This is a genomic window from Anoxybacillus tengchongensis, assembly GCF_014201585.1.
Lineage (GTDB): Bacteria > Bacillota > Bacilli > Bacillales > Anoxybacillaceae > Anoxybacillus > Anoxybacillus tengchongensis.
Window position 1 is genome coordinate 1 of record NZ_JACHES010000006.1, and the last position, 23813, is coordinate 23813.

General features: G+C 39.2%; 25 protein-coding genes and 1 tRNA gene. 14 read left to right on the forward strand and 12 right to left on the reverse strand.

Translation table 11 applies throughout. From position 1 onward, the window contains the following. Nucleotides 1-159 precede the first annotated feature (159 nt). A tRNA-Ser gene (locus HNQ82_RS07765) sits at nucleotides 160-252 on the forward strand. 73 nt (nucleotides 253-325) lie between these two features. After that, entirely contained in the window at nucleotides 326-922 is a 597-nt protein-coding gene (locus HNQ82_RS07770) for a ribonuclease H1 domain-containing protein (RefSeq protein WP_183248599.1), read from the forward strand. Between the two features lie 15 nt (nucleotides 923-937). Here the strand turns inward: HNQ82_RS07770 and HNQ82_RS07775 are convergent, their stop codons facing one another. Beyond that, nucleotides 938-1858 (reverse strand): CobW family GTP-binding protein, encoded by a 921-nt coding sequence (locus tag HNQ82_RS07775; RefSeq protein WP_183248600.1) that lies wholly within the window; start codon nucleotides 1856-1858, stop codon nucleotides 938-940. Between the two features lie 432 nt (nucleotides 1859-2290). Here HNQ82_RS07775 and HNQ82_RS07780 point away from each other — a divergent pair, with 432 nt between their 5' ends. From HNQ82_RS07780 to arsC, 4 genes are all read left to right on the forward strand, one after another. Beyond that, nucleotides 2291-2431 carry a YrzI family small protein gene (locus HNQ82_RS07780; RefSeq protein ID WP_183248602.1) on the forward strand — a complete coding sequence of 47 codons (141 nt, stop codon included), beginning with the start codon at nucleotides 2291-2293 and terminating at the stop codon, nucleotides 2429-2431. A gap of 214 nt (nucleotides 2432-2645) precedes the next feature. Continuing rightward, on the forward strand, nucleotides 2646-2978 hold the full coding sequence (locus HNQ82_RS07785; protein ID WP_183248604.1) for an ArsR/SmtB family transcription factor: 333 nt from the start codon (nucleotides 2646-2648) through the stop codon (nucleotides 2976-2978). A 17-nt stretch (nucleotides 2979-2995) separates the two neighbouring features. Beyond that, complete coding sequence (locus HNQ82_RS07790) at nucleotides 2996-4294, forward strand: arsenic transporter (RefSeq protein WP_221261087.1); 1299 nt, start codon at nucleotides 2996-2998, stop codon at nucleotides 4292-4294. 15 nt (nucleotides 4295-4309) lie between these two features. After that, nucleotides 4310-4726 (forward strand): arsenate reductase (thioredoxin), encoded by a 417-nt coding sequence (gene arsC, locus HNQ82_RS07795; RefSeq protein ID WP_183248607.1) that lies wholly within the window; start codon nucleotides 4310-4312, stop codon nucleotides 4724-4726. Between the two features lie 91 nt (nucleotides 4727-4817). Here the strand turns inward: arsC and HNQ82_RS07800 are convergent, their stop codons facing one another. Continuing rightward, on the reverse strand, nucleotides 4818-5699 hold the full coding sequence (locus HNQ82_RS07800; RefSeq protein WP_183248609.1) for a LysR family transcriptional regulator: 882 nt from the start codon (nucleotides 5697-5699) through the stop codon (nucleotides 4818-4820). A 130-nt stretch (nucleotides 5700-5829) separates the two neighbouring features. Here HNQ82_RS07800 and HNQ82_RS07805 point away from each other — a divergent pair, with 130 nt between their 5' ends. The 4 genes from HNQ82_RS07805 to HNQ82_RS07820 all read left to right on the forward strand — a co-directional run bounded on the left by HNQ82_RS07805 (nucleotide 5830) and on the right by HNQ82_RS07820 (nucleotide 9551). Then, entirely contained in the window at nucleotides 5830-6759 is a 930-nt protein-coding gene (locus HNQ82_RS07805) for a DMT family transporter (RefSeq protein WP_183248612.1), read from the forward strand. Nucleotides 6760-6797: 38 nt separating this feature from the next. Further along, a complete protein-coding gene (locus HNQ82_RS07810) occupies nucleotides 6798-7691 on the forward strand; it encodes a DMT family transporter (RefSeq protein ID WP_183248614.1) in 894 nt (297 codons plus the stop codon). Nucleotides 7692-7742: 51 nt separating this feature from the next. After that, nucleotides 7743-8594 carry an SDR family oxidoreductase gene (locus HNQ82_RS07815; RefSeq protein ID WP_183248616.1) on the forward strand — a complete coding sequence of 284 codons (852 nt, stop codon included), beginning with the start codon at nucleotides 7743-7745 and terminating at the stop codon, nucleotides 8592-8594. A gap of 81 nt (nucleotides 8595-8675) precedes the next feature. Beyond that, entirely contained in the window at nucleotides 8676-9551 is an 876-nt protein-coding gene (locus HNQ82_RS07820; RefSeq protein WP_183248618.1) for a GNAT family N-acetyltransferase, read from the forward strand. Nucleotides 9552-9587: 36 nt separating this feature from the next. Here HNQ82_RS07820 and HNQ82_RS07825 read toward each other — a convergent pair whose 3' ends face one another. Continuing rightward, nucleotides 9588-9962: a VOC family protein gene (locus tag HNQ82_RS07825; protein ID WP_183248620.1), complete on the reverse strand. Its 375-nt coding sequence runs from the start codon at nucleotides 9960-9962 to the stop codon at nucleotides 9588-9590. A gap of 136 nt (nucleotides 9963-10098) precedes the next feature. Here HNQ82_RS07825 and merR point away from each other — a divergent pair, with 136 nt between their 5' ends. Both merR and merA read left to right on the forward strand, forming a co-directional pair. After that, on the forward strand, nucleotides 10099-10497 hold the full coding sequence (merR, locus tag HNQ82_RS07830; RefSeq protein ID WP_183248623.1) for a mercury resistance transcriptional regulator MerR: 399 nt from the start codon (nucleotides 10099-10101) through the stop codon (nucleotides 10495-10497). Between the two features lie 5 nt (nucleotides 10498-10502). Further along, nucleotides 10503-12113 (forward strand): mercury(II) reductase, encoded by a 1611-nt coding sequence (gene merA / locus HNQ82_RS07835; protein ID WP_183248625.1) that lies wholly within the window; start codon nucleotides 10503-10505, stop codon nucleotides 12111-12113. A 23-nt stretch (nucleotides 12114-12136) separates the two neighbouring features. Here the strand turns inward: merA and HNQ82_RS07840 are convergent, their stop codons facing one another. Then, nucleotides 12137-14221, reverse strand: coding sequence for a DNA topoisomerase III (locus HNQ82_RS07840; RefSeq protein WP_183248627.1), 2085 nt, complete (start codon nucleotides 14219-14221; stop codon nucleotides 12137-12139). Nucleotides 14222-14359: 138 nt separating this feature from the next. On the opposite strand from HNQ82_RS07840, the gene HNQ82_RS07845 reads away from it, so the two are divergent. Continuing rightward, complete coding sequence (locus HNQ82_RS07845) at nucleotides 14360-14773, forward strand: ferritin-like domain-containing protein (protein WP_246348945.1); 414 nt, start codon at nucleotides 14360-14362, stop codon at nucleotides 14771-14773. Nucleotides 14774-15006: 233 nt separating this feature from the next. Here HNQ82_RS07845 and HNQ82_RS07850 read toward each other — a convergent pair whose 3' ends face one another. From HNQ82_RS07850 to HNQ82_RS07885, 8 genes are all read right to left on the reverse strand, one after another. Further along, the gene (locus HNQ82_RS07850) at nucleotides 15007-15201 is read right to left on the reverse strand and encodes a hypothetical protein (protein ID WP_183248631.1); all 195 of its coding nucleotides are present in this window, start codon (nucleotides 15199-15201) and stop codon (nucleotides 15007-15009) included. 179 nt (nucleotides 15202-15380) lie between these two features. Further along, nucleotides 15381-16814: an alanine/glycine:cation symporter family protein gene (locus HNQ82_RS07855; protein WP_183248633.1), complete on the reverse strand. Its 1434-nt coding sequence runs from the start codon at nucleotides 16812-16814 to the stop codon at nucleotides 15381-15383. A gap of 307 nt (nucleotides 16815-17121) precedes the next feature. Beyond that, nucleotides 17122-19026 carry a vWA domain-containing protein gene (locus HNQ82_RS07860; protein WP_183248635.1) on the reverse strand — a complete coding sequence of 635 codons (1905 nt, stop codon included), beginning with the start codon at nucleotides 19024-19026 and terminating at the stop codon, nucleotides 17122-17124. A 10-nt stretch (nucleotides 19027-19036) separates the two neighbouring features. Continuing rightward, a complete protein-coding gene (locus HNQ82_RS07865) occupies nucleotides 19037-19924 on the reverse strand; it encodes an AAA family ATPase (protein ID WP_183248638.1) in 888 nt (295 codons plus the stop codon). Nucleotides 19925-20054: 130 nt separating this feature from the next. Continuing rightward, the gene (locus tag HNQ82_RS07870) at nucleotides 20055-20318 is read right to left on the reverse strand and encodes a metal-sensitive transcriptional regulator (protein WP_043966402.1); all 264 of its coding nucleotides are present in this window, start codon (nucleotides 20316-20318) and stop codon (nucleotides 20055-20057) included. Between the two features lie 61 nt (nucleotides 20319-20379). Continuing rightward, nucleotides 20380-20754, reverse strand: coding sequence for a replication termination protein (locus HNQ82_RS07875; protein ID WP_003397201.1), 375 nt, complete (start codon nucleotides 20752-20754; stop codon nucleotides 20380-20382). 159 nt (nucleotides 20755-20913) lie between these two features. Beyond that, entirely contained in the window at nucleotides 20914-21813 is a 900-nt protein-coding gene (gene purU / locus HNQ82_RS07880) for a formyltetrahydrofolate deformylase (RefSeq protein WP_183248639.1), read from the reverse strand. An 84-nt stretch (nucleotides 21814-21897) separates the two neighbouring features. Continuing rightward, nucleotides 21898-22716 (reverse strand): formate/nitrite transporter family protein, encoded by an 819-nt coding sequence (locus HNQ82_RS07885; RefSeq protein ID WP_183248641.1) that lies wholly within the window; start codon nucleotides 22714-22716, stop codon nucleotides 21898-21900. A gap of 241 nt (nucleotides 22717-22957) precedes the next feature. On the opposite strand from HNQ82_RS07885, the gene speE reads away from it, so the two are divergent. After that, nucleotides 22958-23806, forward strand: coding sequence for a polyamine aminopropyltransferase (gene speE / locus HNQ82_RS07890; protein WP_183248643.1), 849 nt, complete (start codon nucleotides 22958-22960; stop codon nucleotides 23804-23806). Nucleotides 23807-23813 lie beyond the last annotated feature (7 nt).

The following is a 23813-nucleotide window of genomic DNA, read 5'->3' on the forward strand; positions in this document are numbered from 1 at the left end:
ATAAAAGCGCTTACATGAAACAAGTCCATAAAACCATATATAACCAATAAAATCGGTCGAGAAAAAAATCTCCCACAAAGTCTTGACTCAAACAAAACAAAAAAGATAATTGACGAAAAATCATGTTTTCGCTATAATTTCTTTGGCACCCCACCATACGGAGGAGTACCCAAGTCTGGCTGAAGGGGTCGGTCTCGAAAACCGATAGGGGTGTCAAAGCCCGCGGGGGTTCGAATCCCCCCTCCTCCGCCATATCTCCTCTTTCATTCCTTCTTTGTTATCTTCAACTTTGTTTTTTTATTCCGATTTGCGAGGATGTGACATATTGAAAAAATATTATGTTGTTTGGCAAGGGGCGAAAACAGGTATTTTTTCTTCTTGGGACGAGTGTAAACAATATGTAATTGGTATTCCAGGAGCAAAATATCGCTCATTTTCATCTAAAGAAGAAGCGGAACAAGCATTTTCCTCTGGTCCGATGGCAAACTGTACGAAAAAAAATAAAACATACTCAACGAATTATGTGGAAGAAAGCATCTGTGTGGATGCGGCATGTAGTGGAAATCCAGGATGGATGGAATATCGAGGTGTACATACGAAAACAGGAGAACAATTGTTTCATGTCGGACCGATGATTGGAACAAACAACATCGGTGAGTTTTTAGCCATTGTACACGGGTTAGCATGGCTACAACAACAAAACAAAAACTGGCCGATTTATTCTGATTCTGTTACAGCTATAAAATGGGTAAAAGGAAAAAAAGCGAATACAACGCTCGACCGCATCGCTGAAACAGAACGTGTTTGGCAACTTATTGAACGCGCAGAAGCATGGTTGCGTACGCACCGTTATACGAATGAAATTATGAAATGGGAAACGGAGCAATGGGGAGAAATTAAAGCAGATTTTGGGCGAAAGTAATAAGGAGAGGGATTTTTATCCTTCTCCTTTTTGTATGTTATCGAGTTCATGTTTTAATTTTTGTTTATCGAGTTGTTCTCCGATAATAACAAAATGTAACGGTACGTTCATCTCTTCTTTCATATACAACGGCGTACCATACGCATACTGAAACGAGTAAATTCCGCTTGTATGAGTAAAGCGTAAAAATCCTTTCATGCGATAAATTGTATCGGGTAGCTGTCGTACCCATTGTTCGAACATGTCTAAATCAATTGGTTTTGTAAATGTGTGGACATACGTTTGAATGCGTAATCGTTCAATACTCACCTGCTTATGCTCGTTTTGCATACGACGGGAAAATGAGTGTATATCATCCATGCGAACGTTAGAAAACGTTGTGAAAATGGTACGTGCTTCGCTGTTGATTGCTTGTAATTCAAAAGACAATTTTGCTTGTTCATCGGGACGTAATTCATCGGTTTTATTTACAATTAAGACATCTGCATGACGAATTTGTTCTTTTAATAGCATTTGTAGCGGAATGGAAAGTTGGTCACGATTTATCCAGCGGATTGCATCAACAGTCGTGATGATGCCTTTCGTTTGAATGCGATCAGCAAATAATGGTGACATGCACGCATCAAGTACTTCAACCGGATGCGCTACCCCTGTTGTTTCAATATAAATCACATCTAATCGATGTTGCTGAAGAAGCGAATAAAGCTCTACTTCAAATTGATCTTGAATTGTACAACATACACATCCGCTTAATAACTCGCTTAACATAGTATCTTCTGAAACAACATGTGAATCAATCGACACTTGGCCGATTTCATTCATAACAACAGCAACTTTCCGTCCATGTTCTTTTTCATATTGTAACAGCCGCTTTAATAATGTTGTTTTTCCACTTCCAAGAAAACCAGATAAAACATATACCTCTGTGCGTTCCATAAAACGCTCCTTTCTCTACATGACCTTTTGGATCGTATTCAAATGTCATACATAGTACAAGCAAAAATATATCACACATGCTTATAAAAGAAAAAAATAATACATTTATCCCAGCATACCTTTTGTTTTCTTTCATATACATATCTTTGTGGTTTGTTTGGAAAATTTTTTATTAAGTATTTACAAACTTATCTTTTTGTGTATATAATTTACTATATAAATTGATTTTGTAAGGAGGGAAGGACCATGACAACAATGACAGTAGTATATTACCCAATTAAACAAAGCAAGATTGGTCCGCCCTTCCGATGTGAACTTCTTTACAAATGATCGCATACCGCAGGGAAGGATCTATTCCCTGCGGTTTTTTGTGTTCTATCCGCAAAGGGATTCTGCCTTGCGGATTTTTTATTGAAAGGGGGTGAACAAATCATGAAATTTCATTTATTTTTTTTAACGATTTCCATTCAACGACGAATATGGACAGCTGAAGAAATAGAGCGAGAACAGCTCATTCGTCAAGTTGAAGAAGAGATGATGGATCGTAAATGTTCAATGTATCAATTGTTTTAATTTGCATTTTGTAATTCGGAAAAATATGTGATGAAAGGAGAATGAAAAATGAAACAACAAACAAAAACGAATATCACATGGACGGTAGATGACGACTAGTTTTGTGTGAAAAGAGTTGATCAATAGATCGACTCTTTTCATCTTTACAAAATCTTTACTTGTCTTATATAAGTATATAATTATATAATGATAAATGGATAAGGGAGGGAGGTATATGTATCACATCGAAGAAACTGCAACGATTTTAAAACTATTAGGAGATAAAACAAGATTAACAATTACGGCTATATTAAATGAAACTGATTGTTGTGTATGTGAACTTGTCGACATATTACAAATGAGCCAACCAGCCATTAGCCAACATTTACGCAAATTAAAAGACAACGGTTTAGTGAAAGAAACGAAAAAAGCACAATGGGTATTTTATTCACTCAACAAACAACACGTGTGCTACCCACTTATTCAAAGTATTTTAGCTCATGTGCCGAACCAGAGAGAAGAAATTGATCGACTCGCGCAAAAAGGAATACGCATGGTTTGCGAATAAACGAGAGGAGTGGTTTTTTGCTTTCTGTGATTCTCGCATTATTGATTTTTCTCGTGACACTTGTATTTGTCATTTGGCAACCACGCAATTTATCAATTGGTTGGTCTGCATGTGGTGGTGCAGTATTAGCATTGCTCGTTGGGGTTGTTGATGTTCAAGATGTCATCGATGTAACGAGCATCGTCTGGAACGCGACACTTGCTTTTATCGCAATTATTATTATTTCTTTAATTTTGGATGAAATTGGCTTTTTCGAATGGGCAGCGTTACATATGGCACGTGTTGCCAAAGGTCATGGAGTGCGCATGTTTATATTTGTTTCAATCCTCGGAGCGCTCGTATCTGCCTTTTTCGCTAACGATGGAGCAGCGCTTATTTTAACGCCAATCGTATTAGCTATGGTGCGCGCATTACAATTTGATGAGCGAAACGTACTGCCATTTATTTTAGCAAGCGGATTTATCGCTGATACGACGTCGTTGCCGCTCGTCGTCAGCAATCTTGTCAATATTGTATCTGCGGACTTTTTCCGTATTAGTTTTGGTGAATATGCATCCCGAATGATCGTTCCAAACTTTTTCTCACTCGCAGCGAGCATCGGGGTGCTGTATTTATACTTTCGAAAAGATATTCCGAAACGTTATCACTCATCACATGTTAAACAACCATACGAAGCGATTAAAGATGTGCGCATGTTTCAATTGTCATGGATCGTTCTTACTGCTTTATTCATCGGTTATTTTGTCGGTGAATTTGTAAACATCCCTGTATCGTTTATTGCTGGTGCTGTGACATTATTGTTTTTATGGATGGGGAGACGTAGTCCCGCTGTACATGTCAAACAAATATTAAAAGGAGCACCTTGGGCTGTTGTGTTTTTCTCCATCGGAATGTATGTTGTCGTGTATGGATTGCGTAATGTAGGATTGACAACCATTTTGGCTGACTTAATTGAAATGGCAGCAAATGAAGGATTGTTTGTTGCGACAATTGCCATGGGCTTTATCGCAGCTATTTTATCTTCTATAATGAACAACATGCCAACGGTTATGATTGATGCGCTAGCTATCGCTGATACAAATACGACAGGAATCATTCGCGAAGCGCTTATTTATGCCAATGTGATCGGATCCGACTTAGGACCAAAAATTACACCGATTGGTTCACTTGCTACTCTTCTTTGGTTGCACGTACTGTCGACAAAAGGAGTAAAAATTACGTGGGGTACTTATTTTAAAAACGGCTTTATTTTAACTATCCCTACATTATTTATTACTCTCGTTGGGTTATATGGATGGTTACTTATTATTCATTAAAAGGAGTCGATTGCGATGAAAAAGGTAATTTATTTCTTATGCACAGGAAACTCTTGCCGTAGCCAAATGGCCGAAGGATGGGCTAAAAAATATCTTGGAGACGAATGGGAAGTATATAGCGCTGGCATTGAAGCTCACGGTTTAAATCCAAACGCCGTGAAAGCGATGAAAGAGGTAGGGATCGATATTTCGAGCCAAACATCTGATATCATCGATCCAGAAATTTTAAACAAAGCTGATTTAGTCGTTACATTATGTGGACATGCGGCTGATCATTGCCCAGTTACGCCACCGCACGTGAAACGCGTACATTGGGGGTTTGACGATCCAGCGAAAGCAGAAGGAACGGAAGAAGAAAAATGGGCTGTTTTCCAACGCGTTCGCAATGAAATCGGGGAGCGAATTAAACGATTTGCGGAGACAGGAGAGTAAAACATTGTTCCCTTTCGATTGAATAACATAATCTTATTATGTAAACTTGAAAAGACAAACGAAGAAGAAATGTCTCCTCGTTTGTCTTTTCTTAAATCTTTTCAACTAAAAGACTTGCCAATTGTTTCATTGATTGTGACAACCATTTTTTACGATGATATATAAGTTGAAGGGAGAGATGCATATCCGCCTCTGGCAGAAAAATACGGACTAAACTCCCTTTGGCTATTTCGGACTCTACCGCCATGAGCGGCAAAAAAGCGATACCAAGTCCATAAGCGACACAGCGTTTAATTGCCTCAATACTGCCTAATTCAATCGTGTATTCAAAACGAATACTATGATTACGATACAAATTTCCAATGACTTCTCGATAACTACATCCTTGTTCAGTCACAATAAGCTTTTCATCACCTAACATACGTATATCCACTTTATCTAATTGGGCTAAACGATGGTCGGGCTTAGCAACAAGAACTAGCGGCTCTTGTTTAATCACAGTAACATTTAAATCTGGATCTTCTTGTTCCTCATCTAGAATAATAGCTAAATCATATTTCCCTTCCTTCACTCCTTTGACAAGTCGATTACAAATATTTTGTTGCAACAGCAAATTTACTCTCGGATACTTTTGCTTAAATGCTTGTAAATAAGGGGGGAGATAAAACCCGGCGACCGACTCGATCGTGCCGATCGATAAGCTCCCAGCGAAGTCTGTTTGTTCGGAAAGACTTTGCTTTGCTTCATCAATCAAACTAACAATCTTATTTGCATATTCAAGCAGTTCCAATCCGGCAGATGTTAGTTTAATTTTCCCACCCCAACGTTCAAACAAAACAACCCCAAATTCCTCTTCTAACTTTTTGATTTGTGTTGTCACACTCGATTGGGCGTACCCCAACATTTCACCAGCTTTCGTAAAACTATTCCATTTCGCTACTTCACGAAATGTATGCAAATAATGAAGATTCATACTTTTCCCACTCCACTCCTCATCAAAAATATCGATAAACAATATCAATTATTATCAATAACACCTATGACCAATGACTTGTAAAATTGATTATAACAGAAATACAAGGATAAAAGAGGGGGGCTGCTTCATGTTAACTAAAATAAAAACATATATATTTTTGTTTTTAACCGCTACCATCTGGGGAGGTGCCTTCGTTGCCGGAAAAATCGCGACGACGACTTTACATCCTGTTTCGGTTGCTTTTTTCCGCTTTTTCGGCGCGAGTTTGATTTTGTTTCCATTACTATATTGGAAAGAACCAAATAGGTCAACGCCAACCAAAAAAGACTGGATGACGTTAGCACTTCTCGGACTAACGGGAGTCTTTTTATATAACATTTTCTTTTTTATCGCAACGAAATATGCACCGATCGTCAAAAGCTCATTAGTTATTGCCGTCAATGCACCATTAATTACATTGTTATCTGCGCTATTTTTGAAGGAAAAATTGAACACCAGAAGTATATTTGGCATGTTGCTAGCTTTATTTGGAGCGGTATACATCATTACAAATGGTCATCCGTCTGTTCTTATTGAGATCGGTGTTGCCCCAATTGATCTTGTGCTCGCAGGAGCATGTTTTAGTTGGAGTACATACTCTGTCATTGGAAAAATTGCGATGAAAAAGTTTAGTCCTCTTGCAGCGACAACATATGCAACAGGTTTTGGAACACTATTTTTAGCACCGTTTGCGCTATATTACACTTCCTTTGCATCCATCGAAGCTAGCGGATGGGATGTTTGGTTGAGCGTTTTATACGTTGCTATTGTTGTTTCGGCAATGAGCTTCGTTTGGTGGTATAATGGCATCCAAAAAGTAGGTGCCTCAACTGCCTCCGTTTTCATTAATGTCATGCCTATTTCTGCTACCGTGATGGGAACGATATTTTTTAATGAACATCTGACATCTATTCATATTATTGGGGCGGTGTTTGTCTTTAGTGGCATTTTACTTAATATTTACAGCAAACAAGAAAAAATGGTGTTTTCTCTCATCAAAAAAGGAGCGAACATATGACTGTTGTAAAGAATAATCATATTTGAGGTGCAAGAAACATGTGGAAAGGCTACGGGCTCGTATTGTTATCAGCAACCGGATTTGCGTTCATTCCAATCTTTGCATTGCATGCATACAATAGTGGCGTCAATGTCACGACATTGTTGTTTTTACGTTTTGCCTTGGCTGCTCTGTTCTTTTTTATGTATGTATGGTTCACAAAGAAAAACGCGAAAGTATCGTGGTCCCAGCTATTTTATCTATTTTTACTTGGTGGCATTTTCTATATGATGCAATCTTCGTTTTATTTTCATGCGGTAAAGTACATTCCGTCATCACTCGCTGCTTTATTGTTGTATTTAAACCCGATATTTGTCGCCATTTTTTCGTTTTTCATCAACCAAGAAAAGCTGACGAAGCGAACCATGGTAGCGATGGCAATCTCTTTTTCGGGTATGTTGCTTGTGTTAGGGGCTCCCGAAGGAAAGATTCAGCCGCTTGGCATCGCGTTAGCTATTGGAGCAGCGGTCATTTACTCCATTTACATTATTGTTGGAAATAAAGTGACGGCACACGTTCCACCGATGACAGCAAGCGCCTACATCGCGCTCTTTGCCGCATTTTCTTTTTTTGTATGGGGAATCAGTGTGGGAACGTTACATTTTCAATTTGACGCGAAAGGATGGATTTCGGTTATCGGAACATCGTTCGTTTCGAGCGTTTTAGCGATTCTGGCGTTTTTTTCTGGAATGAATATGATCGGTCCAACAAAAGCAGCAATTTTAAGTATGCTGGAGCCAGTAATAACATTTCTTCTATCAATGGTCTTTTTGCAGGAACGTATGTCCTTTATGCAAATGATCGGTGGACTGATTGTGTTAAGCGGCGCTATGCTCGTTGCCATGGGAAAGGAACAACAAGACAAGAAAAAGACGATCTCCATCAGCGCATAATGGTGGGGAATCTAAATCGTGTGTTTAAATAACAGCAAGGGAGGAAATAAGGTGAAAAACTTTCCATCGGTCGCGCTAGTAACAGGTGCATCGAGTGGATTTGGACTGCTTGTAAGCATCGCGCTTGCTAGAGAAGGGTATCGAGTAATCGCTTCAATGCGGAACATAGAAAATAAGGAAATGCTTGAAGCAGCGGCACATAAAGCAGGCGTTTGGGACCAGATTGAGGTAGCGCCTCTTGATGTTACTGATTTCGCCGCAGCGGAATCGGTCGTGAGCGATGTCATCAATCGCTACGGACGAATCGACGTATTAGTTAACAATGCAGGATTTGCTGTTGGTGGTTTTGTGGAAGAACTCGCTCTTGAGGAGTGGGAGCGGCAATTTGCGACGAACGTTTTCGGATTAGTTGCGGTCACCAAAGCGGTATTACCCGTAATGCGAGCGCAGCACAGTGGCAAAATCATTAACATTAGTAGTATTAGCGGTCAGATTGGTTTTCCGTCGCTGGGACCGTATGTTGCCTCTAAGTTTGCTGTTGAAGGATTTAGCGAGTCACTCCGTCTAGAGATGTTGCCACACGGGGTGTATGTCGTCTTAATCGAGCCAGGTTCGTACAAAACGAATATTTGGTCCAAAGGGCTTCAACAAGGGGGATCCGTTCGTTCAGATTCACCGTACGCAAAAGAGATGAAAACGATTTTGCAGCATGTGAATCGGATCGCCAAAACTGCACCTCCTCCTGACGAAGTCATTGATCAAATTGTAAAAGTCGTTCAATCTCCAACTCCCCGTTTACGTTATCCTGTCGGTAGAGGAGTCAAATGGATGCTCCGATTGAAAAACTGGCTGCCATGGAAGTGGTGGGAACGACTTTTCATAAAACAGTTTCATGATAAATAACAATAAGAGCCTCTTTAACGGTGGAAGAGGGGAACAAAAAAACACCGTCGAAAGAAAATATTACGGCATGATGGAGGGACTATGCTACAAATAAAACGATTATCGGAATGTACGTTAGAAGAAGCGGTACGTGCTTGGAACGCTGGATTTGAAGGGTATTATTTTCCGATTCAACTGACGATAGAAAGCTTTTTGCATCGATTGGTAGGGGAAGAGCTTTCTCCTTTGTTATCTATTATTGCTTTTCAACATGGGGAACCCGTTGGAATCGTGCTAAACGGCATTCGTGAATTTCAAGAAACTTTAATGGCTTGGAACGGAGGCACAGGAGTAGCGCCTGCATTTCGAAAAACAGGGGTTGGAAAAGCGCTCATGGAAGCAACACTTAACATATACCAACAGGCAGGCGTCGAGCTTGCGACATTGGAAGCGATTAGCGAAAACGAGCGAGCCATTTCGTTATATAAAAAGTTAGGATACGACATCGTGGATGAACTCGAATATTTGCAGTTTCAAAAAGCGATGCCACATTTACTAGACGCCGAACCATTTCAAGTGGAGGTCACTATTCCACAACAAGTAAGCCATCTTTCGTTTTATAAAGGGCTACATCCGTGGCAAACGCAATGGCAAAGCGCCAAAAATGGCGAAGCACTTCTTGTAAAAGACGAACGGGGATGCGACATCGGTTACGCATATTATCGCCGCGTTTTTGATCAGAAAGGCAAGCATGAAAAAACGATTTTATTTCAGTGCGAAGCTTCCCCCGAAAGAAACGACAAAGAACATATCCTTCGGCTTTTGCTTACAAAAGTGTTTAGTAATTGTCCAGACGAGATCGTGAAAGTAGTAGCAAACATACCGATTACTTATTCGTCGCCCACCTACTCACTTTTAAAAGAAATCGGCTTTCAAACAACCGTCAAACAAGTGTGGATGCAGAAACGGATGAGATAAAAAAGCTGTTGGAACAAGCCCAACAGCTTTTTTCGTCTAGCCAAGCGAAAGTTGCCATGATACTCCATATTGGTCTTCCACCCAGGCGAATTTCTTGCTAAATGGATAGGAACCTAGGGGCACGAGCACTTTTCCTGATTGAGAGAGCCGTTCAAAAACACGGTCAATTTCTTCTTCCGTATCACACGTGACACATAGCGACATCGCAGGCGTAAACTCATGATGGTCAATGTGATTATCAATCGCCATTAACCGTTGCCCTTTTAATCGAAACGTTGCGTGAAACATTATTCCGTTTTCTTGAGGCACAATTTGTTCGATTTCCGCTGGAGAAAAAACGGACGTATAAAAACGAATCGCTTCTTCTGCCTGCCCTGAAAACATAAGACATGTCACAATTTTTTGATCCATAAGCCCACTCCTTTATGACGAACGAATGTATGTTCTTATGTCTGATTATCTCGAACTTTTCATCTGTTGTCAATAGTTTACTCTCTTGACTACGTACTATAGTCCAAGGTTTATACTTGAGTAGGAGGGGATTCATATGTATCGAATTAGCGAGCTAGCAAAACAATGTGGAGTGAATAAAGAAACGATCCGCTATTATGAGCGCAGGAAGTTGCTTTTGCCACCTGCTCGCACAGAAGCAGGATATCGCTTATATTCAGAAAAAGAAGTGAACCGCATCCAATTCATTAAACGTCTGCAACAGCTCGGATTTTCGTTAACAGAAATTCATCAACTGCTTGGCGTTGTCGATCAAGATAAAGAAAGATGTGCAAATATGTATGAGTTTGTATCGAAAAAACGAAACCAATTGCAAAGGCAAATCAAAGACTTGCAGCGAATGGAACGAGTGCTACAAGACTTACAACATCGATGCCCGGACGAAAAAGCATTATATGAGTGCCCGATTATTGAGTCATTGATTGAGGAGGAATGAGTACCATGAAAACGTATACGATGCATATCAAAGGGATGACGTGTCCAAGCTGTGCAAAACACATTGCTTCTATTCTTGAACAAATGGGCGCAAAACACATTCATGTTAGTTTTCGCCGCGGGGAAGCGGTATGTAAACTTTCTCCTACTCATATAGAAGCGGCAAAACAAGCCATAGCGGCAGCTGGTTACGAACCAATAGAAGCAGTGGAAAAAGCAGAGGAAACATATGACTACATCATCATCGGCTCCGGCGCGGCCGCTTTTGCCTCGGCGATCGAGGCAAGAAAATATGGCGCAAAAGTAGCGATGATCGAACGAGGAACGGTAGGAGGGACATGCGTAAATATCGGTTGTGTACCTTCGAAAACGCTGCTCCGGGCAGGGGAAATTAACTTCCTTGCGAAAAATCCTCCGTTCGCTGGGCTGCATACGTCTGCAGGAGATGTGAATTTAGCCGCATTAATCGAGCAAAAAAATGAATTAGTCCAATACTTACGCCAAACGAAATATGTAAATCTCATCGACGAATACGGATTTACGCTTATTCAAGGGGAAGCGGCATTTGTCGACGAAAACACAGTAGAAGTCAATGGGAAAAAATTATCAGCGGGCCGCTTCCTTATTGCCACAGGTGCTTCTTCGGCCATCCCGAATATCCCTGGACTTGCGGATGTGGATTACGTGACAAGCACGACGCTACTCGAACGAAAAGAAGTACCGAAACGACTAGCGGTCATCGGTTCTGGTTATATTGGTATCGAACTTGGGCAACTGTTTCATCGTTTTGGTTCTGACGTTACGTTGATGCAACGAAGCCAACGGCTATTAAAAACGTACGATCGAGAAATCTCCGAAGCAATGACAGAAGCGCTCACGAATCAAGGCATCCGCCTTCTCACAGGAGTGTCCTTTGAACGCATTGAACAAGACGGAAATGTGAAAAAAATATATATCGAAATCGATGGAAAAAAACAAGTAGTCGAAGCGGATGAGTTGCTCATTGCTACTGGGAGAACACCGAATGCTAAGGCGTTGCGTTTGGAAGCAGCTGGAGTGAAAACCGGTTCACGTGGTGAAATTATTGTCAATGATTATTTACAAACGACAAATTCGCATATTTACGCGGCAGGGGATGTCACGCTTGGTCCACAATTTGTTTATGTCGCCGCATACGAAGGAATGATCGCCGCAACAAACGCGATTGGCGGACAAAAGAAAAAAATTCAGCTTGACACCATCCCAGCTGTTACGTTTAGTTCTCCAGCGGTCGCCACGGTAGGGCTAACGGAACAGCAAGCAAAAGAAAGCGGATACGAAGTAAAAACGTCTGTTTTACCGTTAGAAGCTGTCCCACGAGCAATTGTGAATCACGAAACGACCGGTGTTTTTAAATTAGTCGCGGATGCAAAAACAGGGAAATTATTAGGCGCTCACGTGGTGGCAGAACATGCAGGGGAAGTCATTTATACAGCGACACTCGCAGTCAAATTCGGCTTAACTATCGACGACCTTCGTGAAACGCTTGCTCCGTATGTAACGATGGCAGAAGGATTAAAACTCGCAGCGTTAACGTTTGACCAAGATGTCGGAAAATTATCTTGTTGCGCAGGATAAGCCACTTCCAGATGGAAGCGGCTTTACTTTTCTTTCTTATTTAACGCTTGCTTTAACAAATCACCTAAACTCGTGCCAAACGAATCATTGTCAGCACTATATTTTTTCAGTAACGCTCGTTCCTTATATCCGAGTTTCGCTTTTTTCTGTTCTTCGGCTTTTTCGATGACATTACAAGGGCGGCATTGAAAGTAGACACCTGCTTTTCCTTCATGAATTTCCATCCGCTTTTTACATTGTGGACAGCGTCGGTTAGAAAGCTTTGGATCTTTTCGTTTTCGGAATCGGCATGCCATATTCGAGCATACGAGCATGCGTCCTTCCTTTGTCGACCGTTCTTTTAAAAACGACCCGCACTCTGGACACATCGAGCCAGTTAAATTATGAGCGCGATACGTTCGTTCACTTCGTTTTATTTCCGCTACCAACCGCTCCGTTTGCTTGCGGATGTTTTGAAGGAAAGCTTTCGGGTCACCGTTTCCGCGGGCGATTGCTTCTAATTCTTTTTCCCACTTTGCCGTCAACTGTGGCGATTTTAATTCCTCATTTACAAGTTCAATTAATTGTTTTCCTTTCAGTGTCGGATAAAACCGCCCGTTTTTTCGCTCGACTGCTTCTGTTTCGACGAGGCGTTCAATAATGTCGGCGCGCGTCGCTGGTGTACCTAGCCCGTATTTTTCCATTTGTGACAAAAGATCGGCTTCCGAGTAGCGAAGGGGAGGTTCTGTTAGCGCCTCTTTTTTCTCTAACCGAACAGAAACCGTTTGCCCTTTCGTAAAAGTAGGGAAAGCCTCTTTCTCCTCTTGCTTTTCTAAAACGCGACGAAACCCTGCGTTCACTACTCGTGTGTCGCGTGCGACAAATGCTTCGTTAGCGATATCAAAAACAACATGAATCGTTTCGTATTCGCAAGCTGGATAAAAAAGAGCTAAAAAGCGACGAGCAATTAAGTCATATAGTTTTCGTTCATCGGCAGAAAGCTTATCGATATCAAGTCGCTCTTCCGTCGGAATAATCGCATGATGGTCTGTTACTTTTTCATTATCAAATACCCGTCGAGCTACTACCTTCCCTTTGTGTTTTAAAAGCGGAGCAATTTCGTCTACATCCCCAGATTTCATTGCCTCTAGTCGATCAAACATCGTGTTTTCCATATCGATCGTTAAGTAGCGCGAATCGGTGCGCGGATAGGTGACGAGTTTATGCTGCTCATATAGCCGTTGTAACACGCTTAACGTTTTTTTCGCGGAAAAGCCAAATCGCTTGTTTGCTTCCTGCTGTAATTCGGTTAAGTCGTAAGGGAGTGGTTGCGCTTCTTTTTTTGCTTTTCGTTCGACAGAAATAACGGTTGCTTGCTTGTTTTTTAGTTTTTCATATAGCTGTTCCGCTGTTTCTTTCGAAAATATTCGCTTTTCTCCGTTTCGCTCTAAAGTGGCGGCCACAGATCCAATGTTCGCATGAATGGTCCAATATGGCACCGGTTTAAACGACTGAATTTCTTTTTCCCGCTCCATTATCATCGCAAGCGTCGGCGTTTGGACACGACCTGCGGAAAGGGGTTCATTGTATTTGGTCGTTAACGCTCTCGTCACATTTAATCCAATCAGCCAATCTGCTTCTGCACGGCAAACAGCTGATTCATATAAGCGATCAAATTGTTTTCCTGGTTTTAAATGTTGAAACCCGTCGCGAATCGCTTGATCGGTTTGAGACGAAATCCAAAGGCGAAGGAGCGGTTTTTTCCATTGGATATTTTTTAAAATCCACCGTGCGACGAGTTCGCCTTCCCGTCCAGCGTCGGTAGCGATGATGCAGTTTTTAATGTCTTGTCGTTTTGCTAGTGCTTCGATAGCGCGAAATTGATGGCTTGTTTGTCGAATGATGTTGAGGCCCATTTTTTCTGGGATAATCGGCAAATCTTCTATTCGCCACGTTTTATATGCTTGGTTATAATGCTCTGGCATTTTCAGCTCAATCAAATGACCAAGCGCCCATGTGACGATATATTTCGGTCCTTCAAAGTAATGTTTATGTTGCTCCCGACAGCCCAGCACGCGAGCAATTTCCCTTGCCACGCTCGGCTTTTCGGCAAGAACGAGTGATTTCATTTTATATTTTCCTCCTAAACACAAGACTACTTGTTCAGTATAGCGGAAAGGGGAGAGGTTTGAAAATAAGAAAAGAACATGCACCCATTCATTAATGGCTCATACGATAGAATGAGGAAAAACAGGGGGGCTTTCATCATGAATGAACAAAACAATATAAGGTTTATAAAAGACCTTGAAAAAGCCATTAATGGGGAGTATAGTGCGATTCATTGTTATGCAACATTAGCTAATTTGGCAAAAGAAGAAAATATCAGAAAACAAATTCTTGAAATTCGACAGGATGAAATTAAACATTTCCAGCAGTTCGAGTATATTTATATGAGTTTGACCGGAAGACGTCCTCAACCGAAGATGATTGAAAGATGCCCAAATGATTATAAAAGCGGACTAGAATTGGCGTTGCAAGACGAACAACAAACCGTCGATTTTTATTTAGAAATGGCAGATTATACAACGAATCCGTATATAAAGAAAGTATTTCGCCGTGCAGCGGCTGATGAACAAAATCACGCCGTTTGGTTTTTATACTATTTTTCCAAAGCTGAATAACAAGAGGGCAGAATAAAACCTGCCTTTTTTCATGTTCATTTTTAAGTTTACATAACATAAATTATAGGAAGTTAAACAAAACGAATCTCATAAAATAAGTAAACTTTTATTTTTGAGACATAAGAAAAAATATAAACCGCGGCTGTTTATCAATATGTTAGCAACCCAGCTGCGGTGTATCATGATGAAACAAACACTAGATGATCCGTCCTTTCTTATGCCTCTTATGTCGCCTATGCAATATCTTCATTACAATAGCGAACACCTTTGTACTGAACGCGGATCGGGATTTGTTTTTCATGTTCATATTGGCGACATAATTTTTTCGCTTTTATACACGCATCCATCATTCCATTTGCAATAATAACTTCTTCCCATAAGACTGGTTGTTGATGGTGTGTGCTAAAAATGAAAATGTACTGTTTCATACACATCCTCCTTCCATTTTATTATTTCTTACTTATATATCTTATATATCCATTTCGTTTATTATTATAATGCAGATCTGTATTACAAAAAAGCTTGAAACTGTTACAATATTGTAAACTTTTACAATGCAGTTTGTAAAAAAACAAGCCTAAAAGATCTTTTAGGCTTGTTTTTCAACTTATTTACCAACAGCTTTTTTCACTTGTGCTTCTTGACGAGTCGGCCAGCATTCAACGCCTTTTAATCCTTCGATATCGTCAGCGTAAAACACTGGTTCTTCTCCGCGTTTCCGTTTTGCCATGTAATCATCAAGTGCTTTAAATGCAATACGACCAAGTAAACCGATCGCTACCAAGTTGGTTAACGCCATAAGCGCCATTGCTAAGTCAGCTAAATCCCAAACAATTTGCAAGCTAGCAAGCGCTCCGAAAATAACCATTCCAATTGCTAGTACACGGTAAACGAATAATGCTGTTTTTCCTTTGCTAATAAATTCAATGTTTGCTTCACCATAGTAATAACTTCCGATAATTGAACTGAAAGCGAACATGAAAATAGCTGCCGATAAGAAAATGCCTGCCCAAGAACCGAAGTGTTCAGAAAGCGCTGCTTGTGTTAATTCAATTCCCACAAGTTCACCTGTTTTATACGTATCTGATAATAAAATGATAAATGCTGTGGCACTACATACAAGCAATGTATCGAAAAATACCCCTAACGCTTGGATAAATCCTTGTTTCGCCGGATGTGATACAGTTGCAGTTGCTGCTGCGTTCGGCGCACTACCCATTCCAGCTTCATTAGAGAACAATCCGCGTTTTACCCCCATCATAATTGCAGCACCCATACCGCCACCGACAACTTGTTCTAAACCGAAAGCACTTTTGAAAATTAAAGCAATAACTGTTGGAATTTCAGTAATGTGTGTCACCATCACATACAATGCTAATCCGATGTAGAAAAACGCCATGATCGGAACGATAATTTCAGAGAAACGAGCAATGCGTGTAACTCCTCCGAAAATAATTACCGCTGTTAATGCCGCTAAAAGGAAAGCGGTTACATAAGGATTCAAGCTAAATGAGTTTTTAAATGCTGTGGCAATCGTATTACTTTGTACAGCGTTAAAAGTTAATCCAAAGCTAGCGATAATTGTGAAAGCAAAAATCGTGCTCATCCAACGCGCGCCCAATTGTTTTTCCATATAATATCCTGGGCCACCTTTAAATCCAACATCGCTTTTCACTTTAAAAATTTGTGCTAACGTGCTTTCGACAAACGCGCTCGCCCCACCTAAAATCGCAACAAGCCACATCCAAAATACCGCTCCCGGACCACCGATTGCTAGCGCCATGGCAACCCCGGCAACGTTACCTGTTCCGATACGTGTAGCTGCACCGATGAAAAACGCTTGAAGTGAAGAAATCTCAGTATTCCCTTTTCCTTCAGGAGATTTTTCTTTTAAAACTCGGAACATTTCTCCAATCAAACGGATTTGCGCAAATTTTGTCCCGATCGTGAAGTACAAACCGAGACCAAGCAACAAACCGATAATGACATAAGACCAGAGAATGTTGTTTAAAAATCCAACGACTTGATTAATGAACTCCATACACTTCCTCCTTAAAAATAAATAATTAAGATAATTAGTAAGATTACTAATCTTGTAATAGTATTATCTGAAAATTAAAATTATGCGTCAATAGTAAAAAATAGAAAAACTAATACAATTTACAGCGTTAAAGGAACAAAATTGAAATTAAATTATTTTAATATATTATTCAAAAACATATATCATAATGATCTCTTTATTTTTTCACATACTATTCAAAGAAAATCTTTTTCACAAAAAAATTTTTTGTAAACAAAAATTTTTTTGTGATTAACATAAAAACACCCGCTATTTCGCTGGGTGTTTTTTACAATTTGTATAACAATAACTTTCTTAGTAGCGGAGCTAAAAATGTTGGTAATTGCTCTACGTTTGGAACGAGTACACTGTAATGCCCATATATGTTTTCAATTGTTTTTTGTTGGCTTTCCGTAATCATTCCGTTAGCTAAAAACACATTCACTACCTCAATTCCTAATTTTCTCGCTTCCATCACTGCTTCGTGTGTATCTACAATTCCGTTTTGATCATACCCAAAAGCAGCTGGTTCTCCATCAGAAAAAACAAGTAAAAATTTTTGTTTTTCATTTCTTTTCTGTAACTCTTGTGTCATTAATCGAATAGCCAAACCATCGCGGTTATCTTCTTGGGGCTCTAATTGCATAATTTTTGCTCCATGATCTTTTCTTAGAGAATCATCAAAATCAATAACGGTTTGAAAATAGTTAGGTTGATAAGACGCTGTAGCTTCGTTCGTATCCTCCCAAAAACCAACGACTTTATGTGGAACGCGAAGCGCTTTAAGAGATTCGTGGAATAAAACAATTCCTCTTTTTGTTTCTTCCATTTTGTCATACATCGAGGCAGAACAATCGACAAGCAAAACAAAAACAGCATCTAACAACGGAGATGTTTCGTGTTTTTTATAAAATAAACGCGGATGTTCCTCCGTAAAAAAGCGTAGTAGCTTTTTATTTAAACGCCCTGCATGTAAATCTGTACGGGGATGTATTTTTTTATGCTCAAGCACTTTTTCAATTGTTTGCGTCAATTTTTTTTGATACGGTCCAATAGCTTCGCGGTCACATTCATACTGTTTAATTTGTTCGATTGTCGGTGGTAAGGCATCCACAAATATCGGCTTAACATAACGATTTTCTTTTCCGTATTCGTGCTCTGAACGCCCAAAAAGTCCTTGGTGCTGCTCTTGTTGTTCTAGATGTGTATAATCATTACGTGTCGTTTTTTGTGACGAACCGTGTACAATTCCAAGGGCTTGATCTCCCGCTTCTCCTTGCCGAACCCCTTCCCCAAGTAAATCAGTCTGTGAACCTTGTTCGAGATCAAACTGTAAAAAACTATTCGTCATATCGCTCGTTTCACGATGCCATGTATACATCGTCTCTTGAAAAATATTTTCATCTTCCGACTTTTTATCAAGTACATCATAATTTTTCAATGGATCTTTGCGCCGAATATCCTCCCGCTCTTCTTGTTGCTCCACGTAAATATACTCCGGGAGATGAAAATACGTGTTTAGCATATCAGCATCTAACAATTCATCTAACACATCTAGTATTGTGAGTACAATACGTGCGATTTGCGCGGTCGATTTTGCATCATATACATTTCGTATTTCACGCTCAACAAATGGGAGAGCTAAACGTAAACGTTCAGGGAGAAAAATATCGTGTACAGGTTGTTCCGCTGTTAATAGTAAATATAAATAATTAAACAACGCATCTGTATAAACACTTTTTGTCATATTTACATTCCATTGTGTTTCGAAATAATGTCGATATACATGTTTCCGAATAGCAAACGCTTTTTTTGTACCAGGACGTACATACCGACATATATCTTCCAGTCGTATATCTTCAAGTAATACAAACAACTGTTTAGCAAAGCTCGGAATAGCATATGCTTTTATTTGATGAAGAAAAAGAAGAATATCTTTGTCATTTGTATTATAAAAATTTCCAATCGTTCGTAAAAATACATCACTTTTTAACCCATATACGTACTGCTCTTTTGGGCGATTATCCCAAAAATGACTAACAACGACTTTTTTATGCTGCCGATCAAGATACGACTGGTAGCCGAACTCGAGTTCCATTTGTTCATCTTTTGTTAATGTTTTCACTAAATCAGATAGCTCCATAAACAAAAAAGAATCGACTTTTTTATCATTAAACATAATAAAACGGTTCATGTAGCCACCCTCATTCATCAAACAACGTTTCAGCTAAGTTGCGCACCGCAGCTTTTTCCCTGTCGTCTTCTAATTTCTCGACGATCGCTCGTTCAACGGCACGTCGTGGTGGAATGTACACCGCCAAATCGCAAGCATCAATTAATGCTCGAATCGATGCTGCTTCCTCTGATACATATCCTTGCTTCACTTGAACAATTAAATCGGCAGACAATGTAACAAAACGATTTAATAACGTTTCGTTTGTTAACTTCGTTTGCTGTTGTAAAATACGTTTTAATGCCTCCCCTTGAACGTACGGTACATCAATGACAACAAAGCGATTTTTCAACGCTTCATTTAGAGGAACCGTCCCGACATATCCTTCATTAATCGCTGCAATAACACCAAATGTTGGTTTTGCTTTGACAACTTCAGCCGTAAATGGATTTGTAATCATTTTTCGATAATCTAGTACTCCATTTAAAATCGGTAATGTCTCTGGCTTAGCCATATTAATTTCATCAATATACAACAGATGTCCTTTTGTCATCGCTTGAATGACAGGCCCTGGGATAAATTCAATCATCGCTTGCCCATTTGTTTGTTGAATGGTTTTAAAACCAAGCATCGCCTCAGCATCTAAATCAATTGAACAATTGATGCTATGCATCGGCTGTCCAAAGAAGGCTGATAACGTTTCTGCTAATTTTGTTTTCCCTGACCCTGTCGGTCCCTTTAACAACACATTTTTTCCTAACGCTAAGGCGATAATTGCGTCATATATAATAGACTCATGAGCGGGTGTGTAAGCAGTATATTCAACCTGTTCATTTATTTCACTTTTAAACATCTCTCTTCTTTTTTTAACGATCGTTTCAATTGTTTCAGGAAGTGTGAACGATTGTGTATAAATCATGATGTCATTCCTTTCTATGTTTTCGTACGTACGTATTGTACAAAAAATAAACGAATTTGTACAAATAAAAGAACTGTTTAACATAATTATATTATGTTAACAAACAAATAAAAAAGGGAGCCACTCGGCTTTATCGACTTTTGACGAGTAGCTCAACTGCTTCTTGAATGAGTTTTTCGCTTTCTAATGATCCTGTTTCTACATCTTTGCGGATGCAACGCTCTAAATTAGCACTTACAACAACCGCGATGGCGCGATCAACAGCACTACGAATAGCTGACAACTGGGCAACTACTTCTTTACAATCCTTTTGCTCATCCATCATTTTAAGCACACCACGAACTTGTCCTTCAATCCGTTTTAAACGGTTCTTTACTTGATTGTCATATGTCATGTTCATCCAACTCCTTTTTATATACCCTTATCAGTATATTAAATGAAATATCATTCTTTTGTCAACTAAAATTATCTTTAATCGCTTTACGAATAAGCGCTTCACAACGATCTAGTTCTGTTTTTAATTGTCTTTTATATAGCTGAGCCTTTTTATATCCTTCCTCAGTAAAACGATAATAAACGACCTCTTGATATTTCATTCCTTCTTTTTTCTTTTTTACTTGTTCTAAAATTCCATCTTCGATTAAATCATGTAGCGCTTTGTATACCTCTGAATGATTTGGACGGTATCCAAATGGTTGAAACTCTTCACGAAGCACATCTAACAATTTTAATCCATACAATCGTTCTTGCTCAGTTAAAGTAATTAAATATAACTTTAAAAATGCACGTTGTTTTAATAAAAATCCACTCGGTTTCCTTTTTTCACTCATCCTTTCTCCTCCTTTCACATGACACATTCTTTACTAAAAAGAAAAATCCTTCTCGATTTCCATTATAATTGAACATTTTTATTTTTATTCAGTTTTTATTTAGAACATAGTTTTACTATATAAATTTTTACAAAAAAAGAAGAAGGGATTCCCTCTTCTTCATCTGAACACGATCGTTTTATTTTCATGAATAATTACTCGATCTTCTAAGTGCCACTTTAGTGCACGAACAAGAACAGTCTTTTCGATCATACGTCCGATTCGTTTTAAGTCTTCTACATGATGTTTATGATCGACTCGCTCCACATCTTGTTCGATAATTGGTCCTTCATCTAAATCATCTGTTACATAATGAGAAGTAGCACCGATCAACTTCACCCCACGTCGATAAGCTTGTTCATACGGCCGAGCGCCAATAAACGCCGGTAAAAACGAGTGATGAATATTAATGATTTGCGCTGGAAACGTCGCAACAAAATGAGGTGATAAAATTTGCATATAACGAGCAAGCACAATAACATCAATGTCGTATTCCTTTAACAGCTGTATTTGTTTTTCTTCGGCTTCCTGTTTTGTTTCTTTTGTCACAGGTATGTAATAGTACGGAATGCCAAATGACTCGACTATTTCTCTCATGTGTTCATGATTGCTGATAACTAGTGCAAAATCTGCAAGTAACTCTCCCGCTTGCCACTCCCATAGTAACTCTAATAAGCAATGCTCTTCTTTAGAAACAAATATAGCCACTTTTTTCATATGCGTATGTAAACTCAACCGCCATTTCATTTCAAACTGTTGCGCTATCGTTACAAATTTTTCTTCTATCGCCTCTTTTCGTTCCGATATATTCGGAGCGTCGAACTCGATTCGTAAAAAAAATGTACCACCTTCAGGATCTGTCGAATATTGACTCGACTCGACAATATTGGCCCCTTGTTCATACAGGAAAGTGGTAACAGTTGCCACAATGCCTGGCTGATCTGGACATGAAATAAGTAACCGTGCCCGATCTTTATATTTGTCCATAAACTTTTGGACATGTTTTTGTTGAAAATACATTGTAACTCCCCCTAAACAAAAATAAAATAATAGCTTCTATTATAACAAATAAAAAAATAGTCGAGAACATCCCCCGACTATTTTTTACTTATTCAATATTTTTCTTACTCCAAACGCCCCTTTCCACGCAGGAGTAGACTGTTTATTAGATGAAAGATACGTGTATAACGCGCCCATAAATAATGAGCCTCCAACGATATTCCCAAGCGTTACAGGTACGATGTTATGGATGATTCCTGACACATGAATCGTATCTGGATGTTGAACAGCTAAAGCAAGTGAGAAAATAACAAAGTTTGCAATAGAGTGTTCATATCCAGAAGCAAAAAAGACAAAAACAATTAAAATCATGGCAAATATTTTGGCGATGTCTTCTTTCATTTGCATCGGAATAAAAATAGCTAAACAAACAAGCCAGTTACATAAAATCCCTTTTACAAACAGTTGTATCGTCGTTGCGTGCATTTTTTTCAGTGCAATCGCAAACAGTAAATGGTCCATTGAAATATCATGAAAAATACCTGATTGTGCGATTAAAAAGGCAAAGAAAATCGCACCAAGCAAATTCCCACTATAACATATTATCCAGTTGAGAAGCGTATCTCTGATCGTTGTTTCTTTTTGAAGCGTACTCACAGTAAAATACATTGTATTTCCGGTGAATAGTTCTGCTCCTCCGTACATAATAAGAACAAGGGCGATACCAAAAAAGATGCCACTTACTAAATATGTTGCTGGTGAATGTGTCTCATAAAAATATTGGCCAACACGGACACAAAGAATAAGAGCAAACCCGATATATATACCTGCTAAAGCAGCACGAATCACGTATTGAAGCGGTGATTTTTGCAAAATGGATCGCTTCTTTAATGCGAGCTCTTTACATGTCTGTAAAGCTTCCATTGTTCTCTCACTTCTCTTTCTCTTTTGTGATGTTTTTCACAATTATCCTACTCCTCTTTTTTCTGTTTTTCAATGCGTTTGTGTAAATGTTAAAAGAACTGTCAACACTTTATTTTTGTAAACGTTTGCGAATAAAATGGCTATTGCAATTTTTTCAACTATTGTTCTCATCCTTTGCAAACTCATGCACAAATGTATTAATATAAAAAAGGTGCAAAATACATTGTTAGAGGAGGAAGCTATGAACTACATAAAAGAGCAAAACGGACAGCTATGGTTAACAGAAGATGAGCGTGAAAATTTAAAAATTAGTTATCGTATTAAAGAGATCGTTTACTCAGAGCGTTCACCATTTCAACATGTAATGATTTTGGACTCATACGACTTTGGAAGAATGCTTGTGCTTGATGGAGTTGTACAAACAACTTCTATTGATGGACATATTTACAATGAGATGATTACACATGTTCCTCTTTCTCTTCATCCGTCGCCAAAGAAAGTTTTAATTATTGGTGGGGGCGATTGTGGAGCAGCTCGTGAAGTGGCGAAATATGAAGAGGTAGAAGAAATACATCTCGTCGAAATCGATGAACTTGTTGTTCAAGCGTGTAAAGAACATTTACCTGAAGTATCGGGAAATCTTTCAGATCCACGTGTGCAGTATGTATATAAAGATGGCGTGCAATTTGTAAAGGATCGCGTAAATACGTACGATGTCATTATTATTGATTCATCTGATCCGATCGGCCCTGCTCAAGTATTATTTGAATATGATTTTTACAAAAGTGTATATGAAGCACTCAAAGAAGATGGAATGATGGTTTGTCAAAGCCAATCACCAATTTTCCATATGGACGTATTAAAACAAACATATACAAACATTCGTCATTTATTCCCACACGTTCACGTATATACGGCTACTGTTCCGACATATCCTGGTGGCCTATGGAGCTTTACTCTCGGAGCAAAACAAGCTGTTTCATTTGAGCGCCTTACCACATTTGCCAAACAAACGAAATACGTAAATGCTAATGTATTAAACCAATGCTTCTGTCTTCCACAATTTATGAAAGAGCATCTTCAATCGTAGTCGGAAT

Excerpts from the sequence above, each read along its gene's own strand:
- HNQ82_RS07775 (WP_183248600.1), bottom strand. The coding sequence starts at position 1,858 with ATGGAACGCACAGAGGTATATGTTTTATCTGGTTTTCTTGGAAGTGGA.
- HNQ82_RS07780 (WP_183248602.1), top strand. The coding sequence starts at position 2,291 with ATGAAATTTCATTTATTTTTTTTAACGATTTCCATTCAACGACGAATA.
- HNQ82_RS07785 (WP_183248604.1), top strand. The coding sequence starts at position 2,646 with ATGTATCACATCGAAGAAACTGCAACGATTTTAAAACTATTAGGAGAT.
- arsC (WP_183248607.1), top strand. The coding sequence starts at position 4,310 with ATGAAAAAGGTAATTTATTTCTTATGCACAGGAAACTCTTGCCGTAGC.
- HNQ82_RS07800 (WP_183248609.1), bottom strand. The coding sequence starts at position 5,699 with ATGAATCTTCATTATTTGCATACATTTCGTGAAGTAGCGAAATGGAAT.
- HNQ82_RS07805 (WP_183248612.1), top strand. The coding sequence starts at position 5,830 with ATGTTAACTAAAATAAAAACATATATATTTTTGTTTTTAACCGCTACC.
- HNQ82_RS07810 (WP_183248614.1), top strand. The coding sequence starts at position 6,798 with ATGTGGAAAGGCTACGGGCTCGTATTGTTATCAGCAACCGGATTTGCG.
- HNQ82_RS07820 (WP_183248618.1), top strand. The coding sequence starts at position 8,676 with ATGCTACAAATAAAACGATTATCGGAATGTACGTTAGAAGAAGCGGTA.
- HNQ82_RS07825 (WP_183248620.1), bottom strand. The coding sequence starts at position 9,962 with ATGGATCAAAAAATTGTGACATGTCTTATGTTTTCAGGGCAGGCAGAA.
- merR (WP_183248623.1), top strand. The coding sequence starts at position 10,099 with ATGTATCGAATTAGCGAGCTAGCAAAACAATGTGGAGTGAATAAAGAA.
- merA (WP_183248625.1), top strand. The coding sequence starts at position 10,503 with ATGAAAACGTATACGATGCATATCAAAGGGATGACGTGTCCAAGCTGT.
- HNQ82_RS07840 (WP_183248627.1), bottom strand. The coding sequence starts at position 14,221 with ATGAAATCACTCGTTCTTGCCGAAAAGCCGAGCGTGGCAAGGGAAATT.
- HNQ82_RS07845 (WP_246348945.1), top strand. The coding sequence starts at position 14,360 with ATGAATGAACAAAACAATATAAGGTTTATAAAAGACCTTGAAAAAGCC.
- HNQ82_RS07850 (WP_183248631.1), bottom strand. The coding sequence starts at position 15,201 with ATGAAACAGTACATTTTCATTTTTAGCACACACCATCAACAACCAGTC.
- HNQ82_RS07855 (WP_183248633.1), bottom strand. The coding sequence starts at position 16,814 with ATGGAGTTCATTAATCAAGTCGTTGGATTTTTAAACAACATTCTCTGG.
- HNQ82_RS07860 (WP_183248635.1), bottom strand. The coding sequence starts at position 19,026 with ATGAACCGTTTTATTATGTTTAATGATAAAAAAGTCGATTCTTTTTTG.
- HNQ82_RS07865 (WP_183248638.1), bottom strand. The coding sequence starts at position 19,924 with ATGATTTATACACAATCGTTCACACTTCCTGAAACAATTGAAACGATC.
- HNQ82_RS07870 (WP_043966402.1), bottom strand. The coding sequence starts at position 20,318 with ATGACATATGACAATCAAGTAAAGAACCGTTTAAAACGGATTGAAGGA.
- HNQ82_RS07875 (WP_003397201.1), bottom strand. The coding sequence starts at position 20,754 with ATGAGTGAAAAAAGGAAACCGAGTGGATTTTTATTAAAACAACGTGCA.
- purU (WP_183248639.1), bottom strand. The coding sequence starts at position 21,813 with ATGTATTTTCAACAAAAACATGTCCAAAAGTTTATGGACAAATATAAA.
- HNQ82_RS07885 (WP_183248641.1), bottom strand. The coding sequence starts at position 22,716 with ATGGAAGCTTTACAGACATGTAAAGAGCTCGCATTAAAGAAGCGATCC.
- speE (WP_183248643.1), top strand. The coding sequence starts at position 22,958 with ATGAACTACATAAAAGAGCAAAACGGACAGCTATGGTTAACAGAAGAT.